Here is a 21,637-nt window from a genome sequence, read left to right as displayed (position 1 = left end):
GCGGGGAGGGAATATGGCGATCGACGGATACATGTCGGGCTTCGGTAACGAGTTCGCGACCGAGGCCGTTGCGGGAGCGCTTCCGGAGGGTCAGAACTCTCCCCAGCGCGTTCCTTACGGACTTTATGCTGAGCAGCTCTCGGGTACGGCGTTCACCGCGCCACGGCGCGAGAACCGCCGGAGCTGGCTCTACCGGCTCCGCCCCAGCTCGAGCCATGGGTCGTTCCGTCCGCTGCCGGAGGGCCAGCTGCGGAGCGGACCCTTCACCGAGACACCCACCACGCCCAACCGCCTGCGCTGGAATCCGCTCCCTCGCCCGACCCAGCCAACCGACTTCATCGAGGGTCTGGTCACGTTCGGTGGGAATGGCTCGCCCTCGCAAGGCATGGGCGTGGGGATTCACCAGTACGTCGCCAACCGGTCGATGACCGACACCGTCTTCTATAACGCTGACGGTGAGCTGCTGATCGTCCCGCAGGCGGGGCGGCTGCGGCTCGTCACGGAGATGGGCGTGCTGGGGCTCTCCCCGGGCGAGATCGGTGTCGTGCCGCGCGGCGTGCGCTTCCGCGCCGAGCTGCCCGACGGGGCGGCATCCGGGTACATCTGTGAGAACTACGGCGCGCTGTTCCGGATCCCCGATCTGGGGCCCATCGGCGCGAACGGGCTCGCGAACCCGCGCGACTTCCTTACCCCGGTCGCCGCCTACGAGGACGTGGATCGCCCGACGCGCGTCGTGCAGAAGTTCCAGGGCCGCCTCTGGGCCGCTGAGCTCGACCACTCGCCGCTCGACGTGGTGGCCTGGCACGGTAACCTGGTGCCGTACAAGTACGACCTGTCGCGCTTCAACACGATCGGCACGGTGAGCTTCGATCACCCGGATCCGTCGATCTTCACGGTGATCACCTCGCCGAGCGACAGCCCCGGGGTCGCCAACTGCGACTTCGTCATCTTCCCGCCACGGTGGATGGTCGCCGAGAACACCTTCCGCCCGCCGTGGTTCCACCGCAACATCATGAGCGAGTTCATGGGGCTCGTGCACGGTGCATACGACGCGAAGGCCGAGGGCTTCACGCCGGGCGGCGCGTCCCTGCACAACTGCATGAGCGGCCACGGCCCCGACCGTGAGACCTACGAGCGCGCGGTGGCCGTGAACCTCGCGCCGCACAAGATCGCCGACACGCTCGCGTTCATGTTCGAGACCCGCTGGGTGATCGCTCCGACGCGCTTCGCGATGGAGACGCCCGCCTTGCAGCGCGACTACGACGCCTGCTGGTCCAACTTTCCGAAGGCTCGCCTGCCCGGAACGGGCTCGGAGACGAAGCGGTGAAGCTCGCCTCACTGAAATCAGGACGTGACGGCCGCCTGGTCGTCGTCTCGGACGACCTGGCCTGGTGCGCCGATGCCACGGCCATCGCACCGACGCTGCAACGTGCGCTCGACGAGTGGGAGCGCTGCGAAGGACCGCTTCGAGCCCTCGCCGCGGCCCTGAATCGTGGCGGCGCGCCGAAGAAAGCGTTCTCCGAGGCAGAGTGTGCCTCGCCGCTGCCCCGCGCCTACCAGTGGGCGGATGGCTCGGCGTACGTGAACCACGTTGCGCTCGTGCGCAAGGCGCGCAAGGCGGAGATGCCCGAGAGCTTCTGGACCGACCCGCTCATGTACCAGGGCGGCTCGGATGGCTTCCTCGGCCCGCGTGAGCCCATCCCGCTCGCGGACGAGAGCTGGGGCTGTGACCTCGAGGGCGAGGTCGCGGTCATCACCGGAGACGTGCGGCAGGGCGCGACCCGTGAGGAAGCGCTCGAGGCGATCCGGCTCGTCATGCTGGTCAACGACGTATCGCTGCGGAACCTCATCCCGGCGGAGCTGGCCAAGGGCTTCGGGTTCTTCCAATCCAAGCCGGCCTCCTCGTTCTCGCCCGTGGCCATCACGCCTGATGCGCTCGGCAGCGCGTGGCGCGAGGGCAAGTTGCACGGGGCGCTGCGCGTGTCGCTGAACGGAGAGCCCTTCGGGCGTGCGGACGCGAGCGTCGACATGACGTTCGACTTCGGCACCCTGGTGGCACACGCCGCGAAGACGCGTGACCTCTGCGCGGGCTCCATCATCGGCTCGGGCACCGTGTCGAACCGCGATGCGGATGGCGGTCCCGGGAAGCCCATCCGGGACGGCGGGCTCGGCTACTCCTGTATCGCCGAGGTACGGACCGTGGAGACGCTCCTGGCGGGGGCGCCCAAGACGCCGTTCCTCCGCCACGGGGACCGCGTGCGCATCGAGATGCAGGACGAGTCGGGACGCTCTCTCTTCGGAGCAATCGAGCAGACCGTCGCGGTTCCGCGTCGATGAGCACGGGCCGTACGCGCGTCTTCGAGACTCCTGCTGGCGTCGCGCTTTGTACGCTCGACGCCCTCGCGGCTCCCGGAGCGCGCAACTTCGTCCTGCAGATTGACGAGGCCTTCTTCCACGGCTTCCTGGTGCGTACGGGCGAGCAGGTCCGGGGCTACGTGGACCGCTGCCCGCATCAGGGACTGCCGCTCGCGCAGAAGCTCGATGGCTATCTGACGCCCGACGGCCAGCTGATCGCCTGTTCCTGGCATGGAGCGCTCTTCCGATTGGACGATGGGGTGTGCGTCGGAGGCCCGTGTTCCGGCCAGCGGCTGACCCCCTGGCCCGTCACGGTCGAGCACGGTGTGGTGAAGACGGCCTGAGGACGAGCAGGCCGGCGTGTCGGCGCCACCATGGCAGCCGGAGAACGCCGCTCCATGAGGTTTGTGGATATCCTCAGCGGATGTTGAGTGTTCGCTCATTCTGGGGCCAGCTGTTCGTCATTCTCCTGGGGTGCTGCACGGTGGGCTGTGGCCTGGTGCGCAACGCCATCCAGGAAGACCGGCGGAGTTCCAACTCGCTCCCGGACTTCACCCATCGGCCGGGCACCTGGCGAACAGAGGCAGTGCGCATGCGGGATGGTGTGGAGCTGTCCACGCGAATCCTCCTGCCGGAGGGCGTGGAGCGCGCTCCCGTGGTGCTCATCCGCAACCCCTACGATCTGGGGCCCTTCATCGAGCTGAGTTGTGACCTGTTCGTCCGCTACGGCCTGGGCTGCGTGCTGCAGGACGTGCGAGGACGGATGGCCAGTGGCGGCGAGTGGTGGCCCCTGGTGAACGAGGTCGCCGATGGCGAGGACACCCTGCGGTGGCTCGCGCGGCAGCCCTTCGTCGACGGCAACATCGCGCTCTATGGTGTGTCGTACCTCGGAGGCACGGCGCTCGCCGCCGTGGCGGGCGAGCTGCCGGTCGAAGTGAAGACGGTGGCCGTTTCCGTCTTCGGCACGAACCTCCAGGAGGTGGTCTCCGAGCGGGGGCTGTTTCCGCATGAGTTGCTGACAGCCTGGGCGGCCTTCATGCCATCCCGTCGCGGGAACAGAGCTCCGGGGGAGGCCTACCGGAAGATGCTCGAGCACCGCCCGCACTACGAGGCGGATGTCGCCGCCTTCGGCGCGCCGCTTCCCTTCTACCGGGAGTGGTTGAAGGCGTTGGAGCCCGGTGGCGGGCTGTGGCAGCGGCCGGAGACCGTGGCCTTGCGGCGGCTGCCGGAACGGCTCGGGGTTCCTCCGATGATCCTCATCGGTGGCTTCGATGATCCCTTCCTGCCGGCGACTCTCCATACCTGGGAGTCACTCGCCTCGCGCGAGCGGAGCATGCTGGTGCTGGGGCCATGGAACCATCTGGGCATGCAGAGCGGGGCATTGAAAAACCCCGGCATCAAGGACGACATGAACCAGTGGGCGTTCCTCATCCCGTGGCTGCGCCATGCGCTCCAAGGCGTACCCCTGCCGTATGAGGCGGGCCGCGTGGTCGTCGCCGGTCATGGAGATAACGGTGCCCGAGTCCTGCCCGCATGGCCTCCCGCGACCCGGGAGCAGGTGCTCTTCCTGGACACAGCACCGGCCGAGGGGGCGCCTGGGGCGTGTGCTTCATCTTCTTTGAGCGGCCAGTCACCGGTCATGCCCGTCTCGCTGTCCTACCGCTATGACCCCGCTGAGCCCTGGAGGAGCGAGGGCGGGGGCCGCGGGCTGGCCTTCGCCATATTGGGTCGCCAGGGAACCCCGCCAGGCCCGGTGGTTCAGACGTGGCCCTGTGCGCGACAGGACGTGCTGCGCTTCGTTGGAACACCGGCGGAGTCCGAAATGCGAATCGCCGGCCGTGCGCGGCTGCGTCTTCGCGTGCGATCGAGCGCGGAGGACACCGCCTTCGTCGCCAAGCTCGTCGACGTGGACGAGAAGGGGCGCGCGCTGCATGTCACCGACGGAGCTGCGACCCTGCGGCTACCCTTGGAGGACACGCCAGCGCCCATTCCGTACGCACCCGGCAGCGAGCGCGAGGTGGAGATCGACTTCCGTCCCACCGCCTGGGTGCTGACGAAGGGACACCGGCTTGGGCTCTGGGTGTCCTCGTCGAACTACCCCATGCTGTCGGCGCACCTGAACACCGCACGCCCCTGGTACGAGGAGACGACGCCCGTGGTGGCCGCGCAGACGATTGAGCTCGGAGGAACGGAGGGGGCCTCGAGGCTCCTCCTTCCGGTGGAGCCTCAGGCCGAGGCGCCTACCGCTTCCGTGCACTGAATGGCGTGACAACGAGGGGTTGTCGCTACACCACCGGAGGCCGAGAGGCTCGGGACAGGTGCTCCTCGCCACTCTCCGTGAAGCGCCGAGCCAGCTCGGCCCCTCCCTCCGCGCCGTGAGCCTTCACGTACGCCAGCTCCGAGGGAAGCAGCGCCTTGACGGTAACGAGCCGTACCTCGCCGTGCGGTACGGAGAACTGCTTCGGCAGCGAGCGCGACTCCATGCCCAGCAGTACGCCCACCCTGCCCTCCCCGGTGACGAGCGACTCGGGCAGGCCCTTCCCTGACACCTCCAGGGAGAGGAGGCCCGCCTTCGCCCCTTCTCTCACGTGCTCATGCTCAGCGACTTCATGAGCCACGCGCTCCAGCAGCGGCAAGGGCCAGCTCTTCGACACATCCGTCACGCTCTCATCCACCTCGAGGGCGAGCTCCAAGCCGAAACCCAGAGAGGGCTCCAGGCGCTCGATGAATGAATCCGAAAGCCCGTGCGTGACAAGCATGGTGCGCCCGGCCTCGCGACGGATGACGCGCCAGCGCTGCCGCAGGGCTGGCCAGGAGCCACCCACGGCAATCGGGATGATGATGTCTTCGTCCAGCGTCCCCAATGTGCTCCAGGCGACGTCGCGAAACGCGTCCATCTGCTGGCGCTGCTCAACCAACGTACGGTTCAGCTCTCGCGCCTCCTGGGAGGCGGGGCTCGGTTCGGTGACCTCCTTGAACATCATGCCCGTGGCGCCCAGACGCTCCAGTGCCGACTTGATGTCCTCGGAGACAATGAGCGCATCCCATCCCCAGGTGCGAAACACCTGCGCGTCTCCAACCCTGGACGTGTCAATGCGCATGCCGGAGACGGAGAAATACGTGCCGACCTTCTCCGGGAGCCCATCCTCGGGCCGCCAGAAGCTCACTTCCTCGGAAGCCTGATCGTCGATGCACTTCACCAGGCGGGTCGCGTTGAGGATGAAGTACTCCTCTCGCTGGCCTTCGACGTCCACGGGCACGAGCTGGACATCCTGCGGGGCCAGCTCGGTGAAGATCGCGGCGACCCGGGAGTGAACGACGGGCGTACCGAAAGCCGCGCGAGAGAAGTCCAACGGGTTACCGCTGCGCTCGACCGGGATGGTGATTCGACCCTGGGTGGCGGACGCTGACCGGCCTGCTGTGAAGCGCCAGGGGTCCTCCAGCCGCTGGCGTTGGCTGTCGAGGAGAGAGCCCAACTCCCAGCATCCTGGGAGGTCGACATTGGCCGTCAGTTCGAAAAACCGCTTGGGCATGGTGCGTGTCCTGGTGTGCAGCGCCTTCTCTATCAACCGGCGGAGCGTAGTCCCCTCTTCGGGAACAAGCTCCGCCAAATTGCGCGACCTGCCTCAGCAATCAAGGGTCTTGCGCAGAAGAAACCTCCTCTACGCCTTCCGGAGCCCCACGACCTCTCCGTAGCCACCGGGGATGAAGAAGTCGTGCGTGCCCATGCCCATGATCCGCAGCGCGGTGGTCACGGCGTCCGCGGCCCTCGGCACGCGCTTCGAGGGCTGGCCGTTCTCCTCGATGATGTCCACCGGAACGCCGAGCCCACGCGGGGTGTACGAGCCCACCTGCCGATTCGCCGCCACGTTTCCACCCGCGAAGCAGACCGAGGTGTACGGGTGGTGGTCATCCGGCAGGGTGTAGGTGTTATCACTTCTGCGCGAGGCCCAGCTGCGCCCGAACTCGCTCATCACCAGCACGAGCGTGTCATCGAGCAGCGTCTTGCCCGGCTTGCCGGGAGCAGGCGTGACCTTGAGCTCGCCCATGAAGCGTGCGACGCAGTCCATCAGTCCGCGGCCGTGCGCGCAGCTGAAGCTGTGACCGAAGCCGTTGTGCGTGTCGAAGTCGAGCTGCAGAGAGACGTGCACGGAGGTGCAGAGGTCCGACTTGAGCAGGCGCAGCGCGAGATCCATCCGAGGGTCGAGCCCGGTGAGGTGGAAGTTCGCGAGGCCGAACGTGTACGTGAACGACTGGTTCGAGAGATAGCTCGACAGGTACCCTGGACGGTTCGCCGTCAGCGTGTCGATGCCCTTGGTGCCCTGCAGCACGGACACGACATCCGTTGCGAGTACACGCGAGACCGACGACAGCGAGCCATGCAGGCCCTCGAGGTAGCTGTCCACCTTCGCCGTCGAGCGGCCCATCCTCTGCTGAGCGCGCGAGAGCGAGAAGCGCTCCACCGTGGTCGTCTTCAGTGTGCCACCGGTGGGTTGACCGCTCCCGTCCAGTTCGGGCCCCTCGGCGCGAGCATCGAGCCCCGTCCACCATGGATTGTCCGAGGGCTTCGCGGAGAGCTGCGGCTTGAGCGCTTCGATCGACGGAACGCGCACGGGCGAAGCGTGTGAAGGAAGCCCCATCCCGAGCGGCGTACCGCGTTCACCGGCGACAACCACGAACGGCAGCGGTCTGCTCTCGCGGTACTTCTCGAACAGGTGATTCGCGATCACCGAATGAACAGCGGGCGCCCGGAAGTCCGCACCGGCGACACCGCACATCGAGGCGATGAACGCACTCGCGTGGTCGTTGGTGCCCTGGTCGATGCCGTGCAGCACGCTCATCTGCTCGTGCAGTGCGAAGTGCGAGTAGCCGTACATGAGCGGGCTGAAGCTGCCGCGCTCGGCGGGGTTGAGGGGGTTCCACGACTGCCAGGTGCGGAGCGGCTTGTAGGGTCCGTTCGCGGGCGCGAGGTTCACCACCTTGCTCGCGTCGAAGAAGACGGGCTCGCCGCTGTAGGTGGAGGGCGCAGGCACACTGAGCGGAATGTCCGCGTCGTCCATCGGGGTGAAGTAGTACGCCGGCCGGTAGCCGCCCGGGATGTAGAGCACCACGAGCCGTGAGGGGACATCGATGTCCGTGGCGTGCGCGGCGCGCGAGCCGAGAAGCCCCGCGCGTTCGAGGAGCGCGAACTGCCCCGCTCCGAGAGCCCACTTGAGCAGCGTGCGACGAGAAGTGGTCGTCATGGTGTCCTCGGCTCAGTAGGTGATCCACAGCGGGTGACGGATGAGCGTCGCACAGACGCCGATCCAGGCAAGGCGCGTGCTCTGCGCTTCGAGCGGCATATAGACCTGTTCGTACAACTCCTTCGCTTCCGCGTCCGAAGGCGGCTGTCCGAGCATGCGCAGGTAGAGCGCGCGCAGGTTCTTCTGCACCGCGTCCGGGTTTTTCGAGGAGGTGTCGGCGAGCGTCACGTAGCGCAACACCGCCGTGTTGCTCTTCTTGTCCACTGCGCGCACACACCAGGCCTGCGACATCTGAACCAACGTCTGCCCGGCGGAGGGACCGAAGCCCACGTCCCGCTTGCGGTACAGGAGCGAGTTGCCACCACCGAGCGCATCGAACCGCTCGACGCTGCGCGAGTCGGAGACGTACTCGCCCGAGATGCCGGGCGCCCAATCACCGGGCCACACAAAGAGCTTGCCGCCATTCACCACGTACGCCTTGTTGCGCCAATTGGGATCGCTCGTGCTGACGAAGTCCTCGAGCGTGAGTCCGAGCTGATCCATCAAGGTCACGACCATCTCCTCGGCGGTGAGCCGGCGGACGTTGAACTCTTCCGGATCCGAGGTCTCCAGCCGCGCGGGTGGAGGAGGCAGATCGCGAATCCAGGCCTTCACCTGCTCGATGGTCAGCGTGACGTGGCCGTTGGCGATGAGCTCGCCGTAGGGCTGACCCGGCGGCATCTGGGGGTAGCTTCCCGGGGCGTTTCCCTCGAGCATCTGTATCAGCATGCTGTTCTCGGGATCCCCGGGCTTTACGTACCGCTCGTCGTACACGAGCCCGTTCTCGAACGCGGTGAGCGAGGCGAAGAACGGCTTGTTGCCGGTGATGTGGCAGCCCTCGCAGGCGGGTGCGAGCCCGAGCCGGATCTCATCGTTCCTACCCGTAGGTGCGCAATCGTCATTCTTGGGACAGGCGGCAACGGTGAGCGCGAGTGCGGCCAGCGCAGCGGCTCTCAGTATCGAACGCAGCGTGCTCATCACAGGCCCCTCCGCAGTTCGGGCTGTTCGAAGAGATAACGGATGAAGGAACGGAGCTTGCGGTCGCGTGCGACGAACTCCTTCGCGAGCTTGTCGATGAAGTGCTTCTCGGAGGCCGGGTTCAACTCACGGCCGATGAACATCGCGTAGAGCTTGCGCGCGGCGCAGCGATCGAACTCGCCGGAGCGGACGAGGATCTTCCCGAACCCGAGCGGACCCATCGTGCCGTCGCCGTGCTGACCGAGCAGCGTGTACGTATCGGGCATCGTGTCGAGCAGCACCGCTTCCGGATTGGCCGTGAGCTGCTCGGGGGTGACCGGTGTCAACACGGTGTTGGGAAGGAACGCGTTCCTCCACCGATAGCCCGGCGATGAGCCGTTGTGCGGATACTGCCCGGACAGCCAGTCCTTCGTGATGCGGTTACGGCCCACGCCCGGCATGAAGGGCCACGGGACGTAGTAGCTCGGGAACGGACTGAAATCCCACCGCTTGAACGAGATCGCCGCGGGATCGAGCGTCTTGTGGCAGTGCAGGCACGTTCCACCCGTGGCGGGATCGGTGTCGTACGGAGGGAAGTGCACGTCCGCGGGAGGAGGCGAGAAGCTCTGACAGGCGAAGATCTCGAGGAAGCGCGCAGCTCGGACGCGCTCGCGCGGGAACGAGGACATCGCGCCGATCATGGTGAGCACCCCGGCGGTGGGAAGACCCTTCGGCACCTCGATCGTGGTGCGGGGATCGAAGTTGTACGTGCGATCCAGACTGCCGGAGGGAGCCCGGTTGCCGGTGAGCGCGAGGTGGTAGGGCTCCAAGTCTTCGACCACGAACTCGCGCCATGCCTGCGGATCATTCGGCGCCGGGTGCAGCGGGTCGCGGGGGGCGGTGTCCGCGTCTGGGCGCCACCACGTCGTATTCGCATCCACCGCGTTGCTGCCCATCTGCCGGCCGAAGCGCACGTACAGCGCGCGCAGCCAGTTGGTTCCGACCGAGTAGTTGCCGATGACGAGATCCGAGAGCGGCCGGTCATGCCACGCGAGGTGCGCGAACAGGCGCGCGGGTTCCTCGTACGGATGGCGTCGTTGAACGCCGAGGTCGTGGTTGCTCTTGTTATTCAGACCGACGAGGGGTGAGCACCACACCAGGTTCGGTCCGCAACCGCACCCGGCGGGCAGCATGGGATCGTAGTAGCCACCGCTCGCGATGCCGCAGTCGAGCATCTGCCCCTTGGAGTCGGGGACCTGGGTGACGTTGGAGCCGGCCTTGCCGAGCACCTGGACCGTCGTCCCCGGCGCCCACCAGGGCTCGACCGAGTTCACCTCGGGCACGGCGGGATTGCCGGCTGCATCTTGATCACTGCACTGTTTGGCCGGGTCCTTCGACCCGAACTCGTTCACGTGGTAGTACGCGCCCGGGTGCAGGCTGTTGGCCGCGCACTTGAAGAGGTGGCCTGACATGTCACCCTGGTACGCGTCGCCGGCAGCGCCGGTGGTGTACGCGCCCACCGCGATCCACTCGTGCCCGAAGCGAAGCATCCGCTCGTAGAACTTCGGCGAGGCGAGCGCCTCATCGAGCGCCGACCGCAGGAGCGTTTCTCGCGCTTCAGGCGTGGCCGCAGCCGCCATCGCTTCGTACTGCTCGAGGGTCGGTGTGGTCCCGGTGAGCCCGAGCACGACGCGTCTCAACAACCGCGTGTCGCTCATCCGGTCATTCGGAGGCTCCACCACCGGAGGGTTTTCAGGACTGCATTGCTGGGCGTGTGCGTCGATCCCTACGAGTCCAGAGATCGCGAGCATCACGGACAGCATGGCCGCGCTCTTCGAGTGCAGATGCCAGTGCATCCGCAAGACGCTACTGAGTGCCCTGTTTCAATGCAAAGGACTTACGACTCTTGCCAATGCGACCGATCGGTCATATGACTGACCGGTCACATGCCAACGAGCACCTTCTTCCGACTCCCCGACGAGCGCAGGGACCGCCTCGTGAACGAGGCCATCGTCGAGTTCTCCGACCGGAGCTACACCGAGGCCTCGCTCTCGCAGATCGCGCGCCGCGCGAGCATCCCGAAGGGCAGCGTCTACCAGTACTTCGAGGACAAGCTGGACCTGTACCGCTGGCTCCTCACCGAGGAAGCCCCGCGCCGCAAGCGCGAGTTCATTGGCGCCGCGCCCCCGGAGGGCGACTTCTGGGATCGCCTCGAGACGTTCATCGAGCGCGGCATGGCATTCCTCGTCGAGCACCCTCGCCTCGCCCGGCTCTCCGCGGCCGCCGCCGCTCCGACCGCGGTGGTGGAGGTCCGCGGCCTCTACAAGGCCATCTGCGAGGCCGGCATCGTGGAGCTGCGCGCCGTTCTGGAGGAAGGCACCCGCGCCGGTGCCCTCGAAGCCCCGGACCTGGACATCGCCACCCGCTTTGTCGCCACCGTCATTGGTCCCGGCCTGACGGACGTCATCCTCCAGGAGCTCGGCGCCGAGCTCCACGAGGTCCTCGCCTCGGACGCTCTCCGCAAACGACTGAACCTCAAGCGCCGGCGGGCCCTCGCCCGTCAGGCCATCCTCTTCATCCGCAACGGACTGGGCTCGGAAAGGAAATCACGATGATTCGCTATGACTTCACCGGACGCGTCGCATTCATCATCGGAGGCACCTCGGGAATCGGCCTCGCCACGGCGAGAGCCTTCGCCCGGGCAGGCGCCCATGTCGCGCTCGCCGCCCGGGGCGAAGAGGCGGGACGCGAAGCCCGCGCGACCCTGGAAGCGGAAGGCGCCCGCGTCGTCTTCTTCTCCACCGACGTGCGCGACGAAGCCTCCGTGGCGAGAGCCGTGGAAGGCACCGTGAAGCACTTCGGCCGGCTCGACTTCGCGGTCAACAGTGCGGGCGCCGGTGACATGGCCCCGCTGGAGAACACGAACCAGGACGTCTGGGACGACGTCATGGCCGTCAACGCCCGGGGCGTCTGGCTGGCCATGCGCCATGAAATCCCGGCGATGCTCGCCACGGACGGAGGCGCCATCGTCAACATCAGCTCCATCTTCGGCCTCGCCGGACGGGCGGCGAATCACGCCTACGTTGCCTCGAAGCACGCGGTGGTCGGAATGACGCGGTCCGTGGCGCTCGAGTACGCGACGCGCGGCATCCGCGTGAATGCCCTCTGCGCCGGCGTGACCGGAACTCCCAGCATGCGCAAGGCGGAGGCGTTCATGCCCGACATCGTCCGGGGGCTCGTCTCCGAGCACCCGATGGAGCGGATGGCCACGGAAGAGGAGGTTGCCAGCTCCGTGCTCTGGCTGTGCTCCGATGGTGCGGGCTACGTCACCGGCACGCCGCTGGCCGTCGACGGCGGCTTCCTCGCCGCATAGCCGAGCAGCGCTGGCCGCCGGCACACCCGCGAAGACGTCGGTGCCCCCATCGTCCTGGTGGGCTGGACGACTGGTCAATTCTTTTGGACTAGATGCCATGGAACGTCCAATGCGGCCTCTGCATTTTCGGACCATGGCAAACACCTCGAATCGCTATTCCAGCACCCATCAACAGCAAGTGGTGGAGCGCCGCCTGGAGCGAGTCATCGACCTTCCCGCTCCGATGCCGGGGCAGTTCGGGCCCGCGCACACGGTGGTGCCGGTCATCTCGCAGGAGGACTACGCCCTCTCCGATCCGTTCATCCTGTTCATGGACGACCGGCTCGACGGCAAGCCGATTGGAGGGCCGCATCCGCACGCAGGCTTCGAGACAGTGACCCTGGTTTTGAAGGGCGGGATGGTCCACGACGGCGGCAGGCTGGGCGAACGCGACGCGCAGTGGATGACGGCTGGGAGCGGGGTCGTCCATGGCGAAGGCCTGGAGAACGCCGCGGGCCAGGCCCGCATCCTCCAGCTCTGGCTGACGCTGCCCAAGGCGCAGCGCTGGGCTCCCGCCAGCTTCCAGGACATCCCCTACTCGGGGCTCCCGGTCCGGCGCGAAGCGGGGGTGGAAATCCGGCTGTACAGCGGCAGTTCGGGAGGGGTGCGGTCGGAGACGAAGAACTACGTGCCGGTCACCCTCGCCGAGTTCCTGCTCGAGCCGGGCGCGTCCATCGAGCAGGACCTGCCTGGCTCGTACAACGGCTTCTTCTACGCGCTAGAGGGTGAGCTCGCGGTGGGCCCGGATGAGCGGGTACTGCGACCCGGACAGGTGGGCTGGCTGGATCGCCCGGAGAGCGCTGGGGACAGCTCCATCCGCATCACTGGAACCACTCGGGCGCGAGCCTTGCTGTACGCCGGTCAGCCCCAGGGAGAGCCGCTTGTCAGCTATGGACCATTCATCGGAGACACGCAGGCCGACATCCTGAGGGTGATGGGCGAGTATCGTTCCGGCCGCTACGGTCCCCCGCCACGGCGTTAAAAGGCCCGTGCAGGTCTTGCCTGTCGTCCATGTCGCACGAGCCGCGCATATCTGATGAGGTCAGCTCAGCGCGTGTCGTGCCCTACTCAAGGAGAAACCATGGGATTCCTGAAGCCGCATGCTGAACGCATCTATGCCCTGCTCCGAATCATGACCGGATTCATGTTCATGTTTCACGGGATGCAGAAACTCTTCGGCCTGTTCGGCGGAGTGCCTCCTGGGGCGCCCCCCTTCATCGTCTACGGCGCCGGAGGAATCGAGTTCGTGGGCGGCGTGCTCGTCTTGATCGGGCTGTTCGCCGCACCCGCGGCCTTCATCTCGAGCGGCACCATGGCGGTCGCCTACTTCATGGGGCACGTGATCCCCAACCAGGGCAACATCCTCCCCATCGTGAACAAGGGCGAGCTCGCCGCGCTCTACTGCTTCGTCTTCCTCTACATCTCCGCGCACGGCTCGGGCATCTGGAGTGTCGACGCCGCGCGCCAAGGCTCGAAGAGCTAGGCCGGATGCCGCATTGATGACCTCGCCGCCCGGCGCACAACCCGGGTGGCATCTGTCAGCCCCCTCCGCGCCAACCCGCCCCCTCAGCAGCTGGCGCGGAGCAGTTCCCTGGGGCCGACGCCGACGACCTGGGCGCGCCTCACCAAGAATGGACCTCGTCCCACCGAAGTGTCTGACACCTTCGCTGGACCGATTTCCTGCATGATGCGGTGTCATGAACCTGTTCGTCAGGGTGTTGCCGTTGCTCCTCCTGGCCGCGAGCGCGGCGGCTCAGCATGCTCCGCAGAGCGCTCCGAAGAAGCCGCTAGTCGTCCGCGCGGCCCGACTGCTCGATGTGCACAGCGGCGCATTCATCAAGAACCCGGTCATCGTGATCGAGAACGAGCGGATCTCGGCGGTGGGGCCCGGGCTGCCGGTGCCTGAAGGGGCCGAGGTACTCGATCTCGGCGGAGCCACCGTTCTGCCGGGGCTGATCGACGCCCATACACACCTGCTGGCGCGGATGCCGGAGACACCCGAGGGCTACGCAGTGGATCTGATCACCAAGTCCCAGGCCTTCCGAGCCCTGGAGGGCGCGGCGAATGCCAGGGCCACGCTGCGCGCCGGATTCACCACCGTCCGGGATGTCGAGAGCGAGGGAGCCTTCTACGCGGACGTCGCGCTGCGAGACGCCATCCGCCAAGGGCTGGTCGAAGGCCCCAGGATGCTGGTGTCCACCCGGGGAATTGCCGCGGTGGGAAGCTATTACCCGTTCGGCCTCTCACCCGACCTGAAGGACCGTCCCACCGGCGCGCAAACCATCAGTGGCGTCGAGGAGGCGCGCCGCGCGGCGCGGGAGCAGCTCGGCCATGGCGCGGATCTCCTCAAGATCTACGCGGACTGGAAGAATCCCACGCTCACCGTCGAGGAGATGCGAGCCATCATCGAGGAGGCGCACAAGGCCCGGCGCAAGATTGCCGCGCACGCCGTGTCGAGCCAAGGCATCCGCAATGCCCTGGAGGCCGGCGCGGACTCCATCGAGCACGGCCACGAGGCGGACCGCGCGGCACTGGAGCTGATCAAGAAGAAGGGAGCCGTCCTCGTCCCCACGCTCGGTTACTTCGAGGTGGCCGTGGCGGAGGCCCCCAACGAGCAGGCGAAGCAGGCCTACGACAAGAGGCTTCAGTCCATTCGCAAGGTGGTGGCGCTCGCCCACGAGCTCGGCGTGAAGATCGCCAGCGGCTTCGACGCGAACTCGGCACGCAACCAGGGGCGCAACGCCTGGGAAGTGGTGGCGCTCCACCGCGCGGGGCTGCCGCCCATCGAAGCCATCCGGGCGGCCACTTCGCGGGCCGCGGAGCTGCTCGGGCTCCAGGAGCACGTCGGCACGCTGGCGCCCGGCAAGTACGCGGACCTGATCGCCCTCTCCGGGGACCCGCTGGCGGACGTGACGGAGCTGCTGCGCGTGCGATTCGTGATGAAGGGAGGACTCGTGGTTCGCAACGAGCTCACCTCCACCCCAGGGGACTCCGCGCAGGCGCCGTTCCCCCCAGGCCCGTAGAGCCTGAACCCTGCTGCTTCTTCGTGCGAGCGGATGGGGCGCTCTATACTCGCCTGCACAGAAGCAGGGCTCAGCAAAAGCGAATCGCGGAGGTGAATGGTGTCATGTGTCTTCTGTGAGGTGGGCATCTGCGTCGATCCAACGCACCAGCCCCGACCCACATACCTGACCAAGCCGCACCGGCCTGGGCTGAAGACACTGCCGTCGTCCGAAGACTACCGCCAGATCCGACGGGAGCGGATAGAAGCCCGCCAGCGCGAGTCGCGCCAGGACATCATCTGGCGGCGTCGGACAGAGGAGTATCAGGTCGATAACGAGGGGGTCTTCGAAGGCTCCTACGCACGGGGAAACGGGAAGCTGGTGCTCGTCCGAGGAAGCACGGTCGCTCAGGTGCGCTGGGAGAAAGAACAGGGCGAGCGGTACTGGCAGAAGGTGCCGTACCAGGCTCCCACTTGAGACTGAACGCCTGAGCCCGCCCACTCAGTAGCTGATACGCGCTGGAACCGCCCAGTGCGGAGCGGAATAGAGCGCGTTGAGATAACCGATCTGCACCGCTGTCACGCCAGCCAGCGTGCGAAGATCCACCACCGGATTGGCTCCGACTGTGTTGGCCGCGAGCAGATGATCGTAGCCGTCCGCGAGCCCATCGAAGGCCGCGAAACGGTGGGCTGGAAGCGCATTGTTGTTCATGTCCGCCCCGATGATGACCAGGTTGCCGCCCGCCACGTCATTGGCGAGCGTATTGCAACCATCGAACAACTGGATGCCTCGGGCGTTCTGGTGAATCAGCGGCGCGTGCCAGTTGTAGATGACACAGGCATTGCCGTTATGCGTGAACGTCACTCGCAGCGGGGGGCGGTAGGTGAAGCCCTGCATGCCGGCATTAAAGGCACTGTTGGGGATGACGTAGGCTCCATCCGTGGTGTAGTCGACCAAGGCGGCGGCCACTGCACCGACGGTCGCGTTCCGGGTCACCACCGCATAGGAGCGCCGCTGGCTCGGATCCGGGTAGAAGTTGTTCCCGGTGGGAGTCTGCCGCGTCACATTCTCGGTGAACGGGCCTGACACCGTGTAACCACCGAGGGCGTTCAGGGGGTTGTAGAAGGCATTGGCCCCGTTGTTGTGGGTCTCCTGAAGCACCGTGACGTCGATATTCAGCGAGTTGATGGCGGTGGCGAGGTTCGCCGTGCTCCCACCAAAGGCGTTCCAAGTCAGGACCCGAATGTTCGGCATAGCGACTGGCTGCTGAAGCTACCTCAAGGGGATAGCGATGCCAGTTCACGCACTGCGCGGGAACAGCTTCCCCTTCCGGAAGCGGACCTGAGCCGCGGGAGGGGCTTTCAGGCGGGAGCGGAGCGGACCAGCAAGAGCACCGCGGCGAAGTGGAGCACCGCGCCCACGATGGTCAGCGCGTGGAACACCTCGTGGTAGCCGAACACCTCGGGCTGAAGCTTCGGCCGCTTCGAGGCGTACGCGACCGCGCCCACCGTGTAGGCCACCCCACCCAAGAGGATGAGCGCCAGCTCCGTCATGCCGAGCGAGCGGCGCACCTCGTTGAAGTAGGGCACCAGCGTCCAGCCCACCCCAACGGCGAGCGCCGCCGTGAGGGCCTTTGGCGCATTGACCCAGAACAGCGACTTCAGCACCCCCAACAGCGCCCCGCTCCAGACGGCGAGCAGCAGGTTGTTGCCGGCCGCCTCTGGCAGGCCGATGAGCGCAACGGGCGTGTAGGTGCCCGCGATGAGGACGAAGATGGAGGCGTGGTCCATCCGCCGCATCCATGCCCTCGCCGGTACGGACCAGTTCACCCGATGGTACGTCGCGCTCACCGTGAACAGGGTGACGAGGCTGACGGCAAACAGCGCGGCCGCCGTGGCGGACCGCTCGCTGGGCGCCATGGAGATGAGGACGAGCCCAGCCCCCAGAGCCACGGCGGCCGCGAACTGGTGCAGCACGCCCCGCATGCGGGGCTTCACGACGACCCCCACGGAGCTCACGACCGCACCTCGACCTCGTGGGGCTCCGCCATCACCGTCACGGCTACGCCCACCGCCCCGCGCTGCGCGCGCGGGATGAGGTAGGCGCGGTTGATGGTGGCCAGGCCCAGCTTCTCGAGCACCACGCATACGCCGTAGCCCAGATCAACCTCGTGGCGGTGGTACGAGAAGGACGCCGAGCCGGGGTAGGCGTGGTGGTTGTTCTGGAAGCCCTCGCCGAAGATGAGCCAGGCGGCAAGGTGGTTGTTGCGCGAGTTGTCGGACGTCTCGAAGTTGCGCGGGCCCACCGCGTGGCCGAGCGAGTTCACGAGGCCGCCCTGCACGGGGTGGCTCATCATCCCGAAGAAGTAGGACGCCCCCAGCAGCCAGCCCACGCTGAGCGCCAGCCCGAGCCCCACCAGTCCGTGCACCACGTAGGGCAGGTACCAGCGATTCGTGCGGTTGAGCACGTTGAGTGGGAAGTCGAGATCCCTCGCGTACCGGGTGTACGCCGGGTCATTCTTCAGCAGCCCCACGATGACTCGCTTGTAGCTGCGCAGCTGCTCCAGGGCGATGCCGAGGAGGCCCACGTTGACCGGCGAGTGGGGATCCAGGGGCGTGTCGGAGTGCTCATGGTGCAGGCGATGCATGACCACCCACGCCTTCGGGTCCAGACCCGTCAACCAGTTGCCCCCGTGGATGACCCACCTGCGCAAGACCGGATGCATGCGCACCGCCTTGTGCGCCAGGCCTCGATGGTAACCCACTGTAATCGTGAAGATGTTCAGCAGGTACGCGATGGCGAAGACAGCGAAGCAAGCGGCGAGGTACACGGGGACTCCCTCTCTCTCACGGCGGGTTACCGCTGAGTAACTTTCGATTCGGTAACCTACCCAAACGTAGGTTCGAGGTCAACGTGGCCAAGAAACAACGCCTCTCGGGTGCGGAGCGCCGAGTGCAGCTGATGGAGGTGGGGCGGTCGGTCTTCGCCTCGAACGGTTACGAGGCGGCCTCCATCGAGGAGATCGCCCAGAAGGCGGGGGTGTCCAAGCCCATCGTCTACGAGCACTTCGGCGCGAAGGAGGGCCTGTACGCGGCCATCGTGGACCGGGAGATGGACAACCTGGTGGCGCGTGTGTCGGAGAGCATCGCGCAGGGAACCCCGCGCGGGCGCTTCGAGGCCGCGGTGATGGCCTTCATGACGTATGTGAAGGAGGAGCCGGCGGGCTTCGCCGTGCTCACGCGCGACTCGCCCAACGACGAGGCCCGGCGCGGGCTGACGCGTGTCATCGACGATCTGGCCCAGCGCGTGGGCGACATCTTCCAGAGCGAGTTCGAGCACGCGGGCTACAATCCGAAGGTCGCGCCCATCTACGCCAACGCGCTCGTCGGGATGGTCACCCAGGTGGGGCAGTGGTGGGCGGCCGAGGGCCGCGCCTTCTCCATCGACCACGTGGCGCGCCAGGTGGCCGCGCTCGGCTGGATGGGGCTGAGGCACCTGCCGAAGGACCCAGTCTCGCCCGTCACGCGGAATGGACCGAAGCGGCGGGGCTGAGGCCACTCCAAACCACCGGTGTCGCCGCTCCAGATTCGACTCTCACGCCAAGCAGGCCCGGGAGCGCGCAGGTGTTGGCTGCGGCCTACAGATCCAGCGCCCCCCTGTTGTCTCGAGCCTACAACCCCCATACCGCCACCTCGTCGTTTCGCGGGTTTGGCATTGGCCCGCCCCTTGCTCATGGGGAGCACGTCGTCGTGCCCACCTCTCACCCTGCTTCGCGAGTCACCCCTATGCGCAACGCTTCCTCCCTCTCCCTGCTGTCCCTGCTGTTTCTTCTCCCCGCGTGTGGCCCGACCTCGCGCACGGATGCACAAGGCCAGGCCACCCGAGCGACCTGCGACTACTACGCGGGGTGTGAGGAAATCGGCTCCGGGGAGGGCAAGGAGTTCGAGGACCGGATGGAGTGTGAGGTGAAGGCCCGCGATTTCTTCCAGGCCACGTGGACGGCGGATAACTGCCCTGCCATCAATGAGACAGGGTTCGAGAAGTGCCTGGAGCGCATCCGCACCACCTCGTGCACGAGCGGGACGGACTTCTTCAACACCGCGTTCTTCGTCTGTGGCGCAGGCTCGATCTGCCAGGACGACGTCCAGGACTGAGCGCTCGCCCGCTATACTGACGCAATGACGCAGGGAGGAGAGGCAGGCACGGTGGGCCGCTACCGGCTGGTGTCCCGCCTGGCGCGCGGAGGGATGGCGGAGGTGTTCCTCGGCGTCCTGCCCGGGCCCGAGGGCTTCGAAAAGCCGGTGGTCGTCAAACGATTGCTGCCAGAGCTGGCCGGACAGGAGGCCTACCGGCAGATGTTCGCTCAGGAGGCGCGGCTGATGGCCACCTTCGGCCATGCGCACGTTGTCTCCGTGCTGGACTTCGGGCTGGAGGCGGGCGCGCCATACCTGGTGCTGGAGTACGTGGAGGGAGTGGACCTGGCCCGGGCGCTCGCCGCGCGAGGACCACTGGCGCCCGCGCTCGTGCGGCACCTGGGCCTGTGTCTGCTGCGCGCGCTCGAGCACGTGCACGGCCTGCGCGACACCCGGGGCGAGTGGCTGGGGCTCGTCCACCGAGATGTGAGCCCCGCGAACGTGCTGCTGGGGCACACCGGAGACGTGAAGCTGGGGGACTTCGGCATCGCCAAGGGGCTGCGCACGCCCTCGCGCACTGGGCCCGGCAGCACGCGCGGCACGCTGCGCTACATGTCCCCCGAGCAGCTCCGCGGCGGCCCCCTGGATGCGAGAGCCGATCTCTTCTCGCTCGGGGTGCTCCTCTACGAGGCCGTGGTGGGCCGCAGCCCCTTCGCCGCCGCCACGGATGCACAGCTGCTGCTCGCCGTGCGGGACGCGCGCCTGGAGCCCGCCGAGCACCTGCTGCAACGGGCCGGGCCAGCCCTGGCGGGCGTCCTCCAGCGCGCTCTGCTCCCCCACCCCGCCGAGCGCTTCACCTCCGCGGGAGACATGGCGCGCGCCTTGTTGGACGTGGACACCGGCTCCGAAGCGGAGCAGCCCTGGCACGTGGCCAGCCTGGTGTCGGAGACGCTCGCCGCTGGGAGTACCCAGGGGGCCTCCGGGCCTGGGAAGAAAGCCGCGAGCCCGTTCTCCGCCGCCCTGCTCGAAGGCCGGGGTGACGAGGAAGCGTGACGCCGGCGTCCCCGTGCCTCCTCGCCGCGTGCCCTCCCCGGACGGAAGGTGCTATGCACGGCGGACATGTCAGGGCGTACCGAGCTTATCCCCGCGCAGGAACCGGCCAGTGGGCTCTCCGTCCGGAGGGTGAATCTCGAGGTGTCGGCCGGCCCGGACGCGGGCACCACGGTGAGCAGCTCCGCTGAGAAGCTCACCGTCGGCTCCGCCCCAGGCAATGATCTGGTGCTCACCGACACCACCGTGTCGCGCTTCCACGCCGAGCTGGTGCGCGAGCGCATCGGTTACCGGGTGAAGGACCTGGGCAGCACCAACGGCACGAAGGTGGACCACGTGCGCGTGCAGGACGCCTATGTGGCGGACGGCTCCACGCTGACCTTCGGTGGCACCACGGTGCGCTTCTCCCTGGTGGCCACGCGGGATGTGCTGCCCCTGCACCCCGAGCCCCGCTTCGGCAAGCTGGTGGGCGAGAGCGCGGTGATGAGGGCCCTGTTCGCCCAACTGGCACGCCTGGCCGCCACGGACGCCACGGTGCTCGTCGAGGGCGAGAGCGGCACCGGCAAGGAGCTGGTGGCCGAGGCGCTCCACCAGGCCAGCCCGCGGGCCTCGGGCCCCTTCGTGGTGGTGGACTGCGGCTCCATCCCCGCCGAGCTGGTGGAGAGCGAGCTGTTCGGTCACGAGAAGGGCGCATTCACCGGCGCCACCCAAGAGCGCCGGGGCGCCTTCGAGGCCGCCAGCGGAGGCACCCTCTTCCTGGACGAGCTGGGCGAGCTGCCCCTGGCCGTGCAGCCCAAGCTGCTGCGCGCGCTGGAGCGCCGGCAGGTCAAGCGCGTGGGCGCGGATGGGTACCGAAGCGTGGACGTGCGCTTCGTGGCCGCCACGCACCGTGACCTGCGCGAGGCAGTCAACCGCGGGCAGTTCCGCGAGGACCTGTACTTCCGCCTCGCCGTGGGCATGGTGCGTGTGCCGCCGCTGCGCGCGCACCTGGAGGATCTGCCGCACCTGCTGGAGCACCTGTGGACGGAGACGTTCCGTTCGCTCGGCCTGCCGCCCCGGCCCTTCACCGCCCCCAGCCCCGAAACGCTGCACCAGCTCTCTACCCTGCCCTGGCGCGGCAACGTGCGCGAGCTGCGCAACTTCGTCGAGCGCAGTGTGGCCCTCTCCGGCGCGCTGGATGCCTCGTTCCTCCAGGCGGCCAGCACCCCGGCGGCGTCAGCCGGAGCCCCCACCGTGCGTGTGGAGCTGCCCTACAAGGAGGCCAAGGAGGCCTGGCTCGCCCACTTCGAGGAGACGTACCTGCGCCAGCGCCTGGCGGCCTCGGGTGGCAATGTGAGCCAGATGGCGCGCGAGGCCGAGGTGGACCGGGCTCACGTCATCAAGCTGCTACGCAAGCACGCGGTGCGCTGACGTCCATGACCACCCCTGCCCTCGTGCTATGACACC

General features: G+C 67.4%; 21 protein-coding genes. 14 read left to right on the top strand and 7 right to left on the bottom strand.

The genetic code is table 11. The annotated features are described in order from the left end of the window. The first annotated feature begins 13 nt into the window (after window positions 1-13). The 4 genes from hmgA to OV287_RS23970 all read left to right on the top strand — a co-directional run bounded on the left by hmgA (window position 14) and on the right by OV287_RS23970 (window position 4,615). Window positions 14-1,327, top strand: coding sequence for a homogentisate 1,2-dioxygenase (gene hmgA / locus OV287_RS23985; protein WP_267536362.1), 1,314 nt, complete (start codon window positions 14-16; stop codon window positions 1,325-1,327). Continuing rightward, on the top strand, window positions 1,324-2,337 hold the full coding sequence (locus tag OV287_RS23980) for a fumarylacetoacetate hydrolase family protein (RefSeq protein WP_267536361.1): 1,014 nt from the start codon (window positions 1,324-1,326) through the stop codon (window positions 2,335-2,337). Before hmgA ends, OV287_RS23980 begins: the two co-directional genes overlap by 4 nt. Then, window positions 2,334-2,699, top strand: coding sequence for a Rieske (2Fe-2S) protein (locus tag OV287_RS23975; protein WP_267536360.1), 366 nt, complete (start codon window positions 2,334-2,336; stop codon window positions 2,697-2,699). The genes OV287_RS23980 and OV287_RS23975 overlap by 4 nt, the downstream gene beginning before the upstream one ends. An 80-nt stretch (window positions 2,700-2,779) precedes the next feature. After that, window positions 2,780-4,615, top strand: a complete 1,836-nt coding sequence (locus OV287_RS23970) for a CocE/NonD family hydrolase (RefSeq protein WP_267536359.1) — start codon at window positions 2,780-2,782, stop codon at window positions 4,613-4,615. A 25-nt stretch (window positions 4,616-4,640) separates the two neighbouring features. Here OV287_RS23970 and OV287_RS23965 read toward each other — a convergent pair whose 3' ends face one another. From OV287_RS23965 to OV287_RS23950, 4 genes are all read right to left on the bottom strand, one after another. After that, window positions 4,641-5,888 (bottom strand): imm11 family protein, encoded by a 1,248-nt coding sequence (locus tag OV287_RS23965; RefSeq protein ID WP_267536358.1) that lies wholly within the window; start codon window positions 5,886-5,888, stop codon window positions 4,641-4,643. A gap of 129 nt (window positions 5,889-6,017) precedes the next feature. Further along, window positions 6,018-7,598, bottom strand: coding sequence for a DUF1501 domain-containing protein (locus tag OV287_RS23960; RefSeq protein WP_267536357.1), 1,581 nt, complete (start codon window positions 7,596-7,598; stop codon window positions 6,018-6,020). Window positions 7,599-7,610: 12 nt separating this feature from the next. Then, on the bottom strand, window positions 7,611-8,615 hold the full coding sequence (locus tag OV287_RS23955; protein WP_267536356.1) for a hypothetical protein: 1,005 nt from the start codon (window positions 8,613-8,615) through the stop codon (window positions 7,611-7,613). After that, complete coding sequence (locus tag OV287_RS23950; protein WP_267536355.1) at window positions 8,615-10,450, bottom strand: DUF1549 domain-containing protein; 1,836 nt, start codon at window positions 10,448-10,450, stop codon at window positions 8,615-8,617. Before OV287_RS23950 ends, OV287_RS23955 begins: the two co-directional genes overlap by 1 nt. A 90-nt stretch (window positions 10,451-10,540) precedes the next feature. Between OV287_RS23950 and OV287_RS23945 the strand changes: the two genes are divergently transcribed. From OV287_RS23945 to OV287_RS23920, 6 genes are all read left to right on the top strand, one after another. Then, a complete protein-coding gene (locus tag OV287_RS23945) occupies window positions 10,541-11,209 on the top strand; it encodes a TetR/AcrR family transcriptional regulator (RefSeq protein WP_267536354.1) in 669 nt (222 codons plus the stop codon). After that, window positions 11,206-11,967, top strand: a complete 762-nt coding sequence (locus tag OV287_RS23940; RefSeq protein WP_267536353.1) for an SDR family NAD(P)-dependent oxidoreductase — start codon at window positions 11,206-11,208, stop codon at window positions 11,965-11,967. The genes OV287_RS23945 and OV287_RS23940 overlap by 4 nt, the downstream gene beginning before the upstream one ends. Before the next feature lie 133 nt (window positions 11,968-12,100). Beyond that, window positions 12,101-12,988 (top strand): pirin family protein, encoded by an 888-nt coding sequence (locus OV287_RS23935; protein WP_267536352.1) that lies wholly within the window; start codon window positions 12,101-12,103, stop codon window positions 12,986-12,988. Between the two features lie 99 nt (window positions 12,989-13,087). Then, window positions 13,088-13,489 (top strand): DoxX family protein, encoded by a 402-nt coding sequence (locus OV287_RS23930; protein WP_267536351.1) that lies wholly within the window; start codon window positions 13,088-13,090, stop codon window positions 13,487-13,489. Window positions 13,490-13,703: 214 nt separating this feature from the next. Further along, window positions 13,704-15,029 carry an amidohydrolase family protein gene (locus OV287_RS23925; RefSeq protein ID WP_267536350.1) on the top strand — a complete coding sequence of 442 codons (1,326 nt, stop codon included), beginning with the start codon at window positions 13,704-13,706 and terminating at the stop codon, window positions 15,027-15,029. A 96-nt stretch (window positions 15,030-15,125) separates the two neighbouring features. After that, a complete protein-coding gene (locus OV287_RS23920; RefSeq protein ID WP_267536349.1) occupies window positions 15,126-15,485 on the top strand; it encodes a hypothetical protein in 360 nt (119 codons plus the stop codon). Between the two features lie 24 nt (window positions 15,486-15,509). On the opposite strand, the gene OV287_RS23915 is transcribed toward OV287_RS23920, so the two are convergent. The 3 genes from OV287_RS23915 to OV287_RS23905 form a co-directional block, all read right to left on the bottom strand. Beyond that, a complete protein-coding gene (locus OV287_RS23915; RefSeq protein ID WP_267536348.1) occupies window positions 15,510-16,262 on the bottom strand; it encodes an endonuclease/exonuclease/phosphatase family protein in 753 nt (250 codons plus the stop codon). A gap of 107 nt (window positions 16,263-16,369) precedes the next feature. Beyond that, the gene (gene trhA, locus OV287_RS23910) at window positions 16,370-17,005 is read right to left on the bottom strand and encodes a PAQR family membrane homeostasis protein TrhA (RefSeq protein WP_267536347.1); all 636 of its coding nucleotides are present in this window, start codon (window positions 17,003-17,005) and stop codon (window positions 16,370-16,372) included. A gap of 17 nt (window positions 17,006-17,022) precedes the next feature. After that, complete coding sequence (locus OV287_RS23905) at window positions 17,023-17,838, bottom strand: fatty acid desaturase (RefSeq protein ID WP_267536346.1); 816 nt, start codon at window positions 17,836-17,838, stop codon at window positions 17,023-17,025. Between the two features lie 83 nt (window positions 17,839-17,921). Here OV287_RS23905 and OV287_RS23900 point away from each other — a divergent pair, with 83 nt between their 5' ends. The 4 genes from OV287_RS23900 (at window position 17,922) to OV287_RS23885 (ending at window position 21,601) form a co-directional block, all read left to right on the top strand. Then, window positions 17,922-18,560, top strand: coding sequence for a TetR/AcrR family transcriptional regulator (locus tag OV287_RS23900; protein WP_267536345.1), 639 nt, complete (start codon window positions 17,922-17,924; stop codon window positions 18,558-18,560). Between the two features lie 233 nt (window positions 18,561-18,793). After that, a complete protein-coding gene (locus OV287_RS23895) occupies window positions 18,794-19,162 on the top strand; it encodes a DUF6184 family natural product biosynthesis lipoprotein (RefSeq protein WP_267536344.1) in 369 nt (122 codons plus the stop codon). 24 nt (window positions 19,163-19,186) lie between these two features. Further along, complete coding sequence (locus OV287_RS23890; protein ID WP_267536343.1) at window positions 19,187-20,194, top strand: serine/threonine-protein kinase; 1,008 nt, start codon at window positions 19,187-19,189, stop codon at window positions 20,192-20,194. Between the two features lie 66 nt (window positions 20,195-20,260). Continuing rightward, entirely contained in the window at window positions 20,261-21,601 is a 1,341-nt protein-coding gene (locus OV287_RS23885) for a sigma 54-interacting transcriptional regulator (RefSeq protein WP_267536342.1), read from the top strand. Window positions 21,602-21,637 lie beyond the last annotated feature (36 nt).

This window comes from Archangium lansingense, from assembly GCF_026626635.1.
GTDB classification, from domain to species: Bacteria; Myxococcota; Myxococcia; order Myxococcales; family Myxococcaceae; genus Archangium; species Archangium lansingense.
This window is presented reverse-complemented; position numbering and strand designations above follow the sequence as displayed.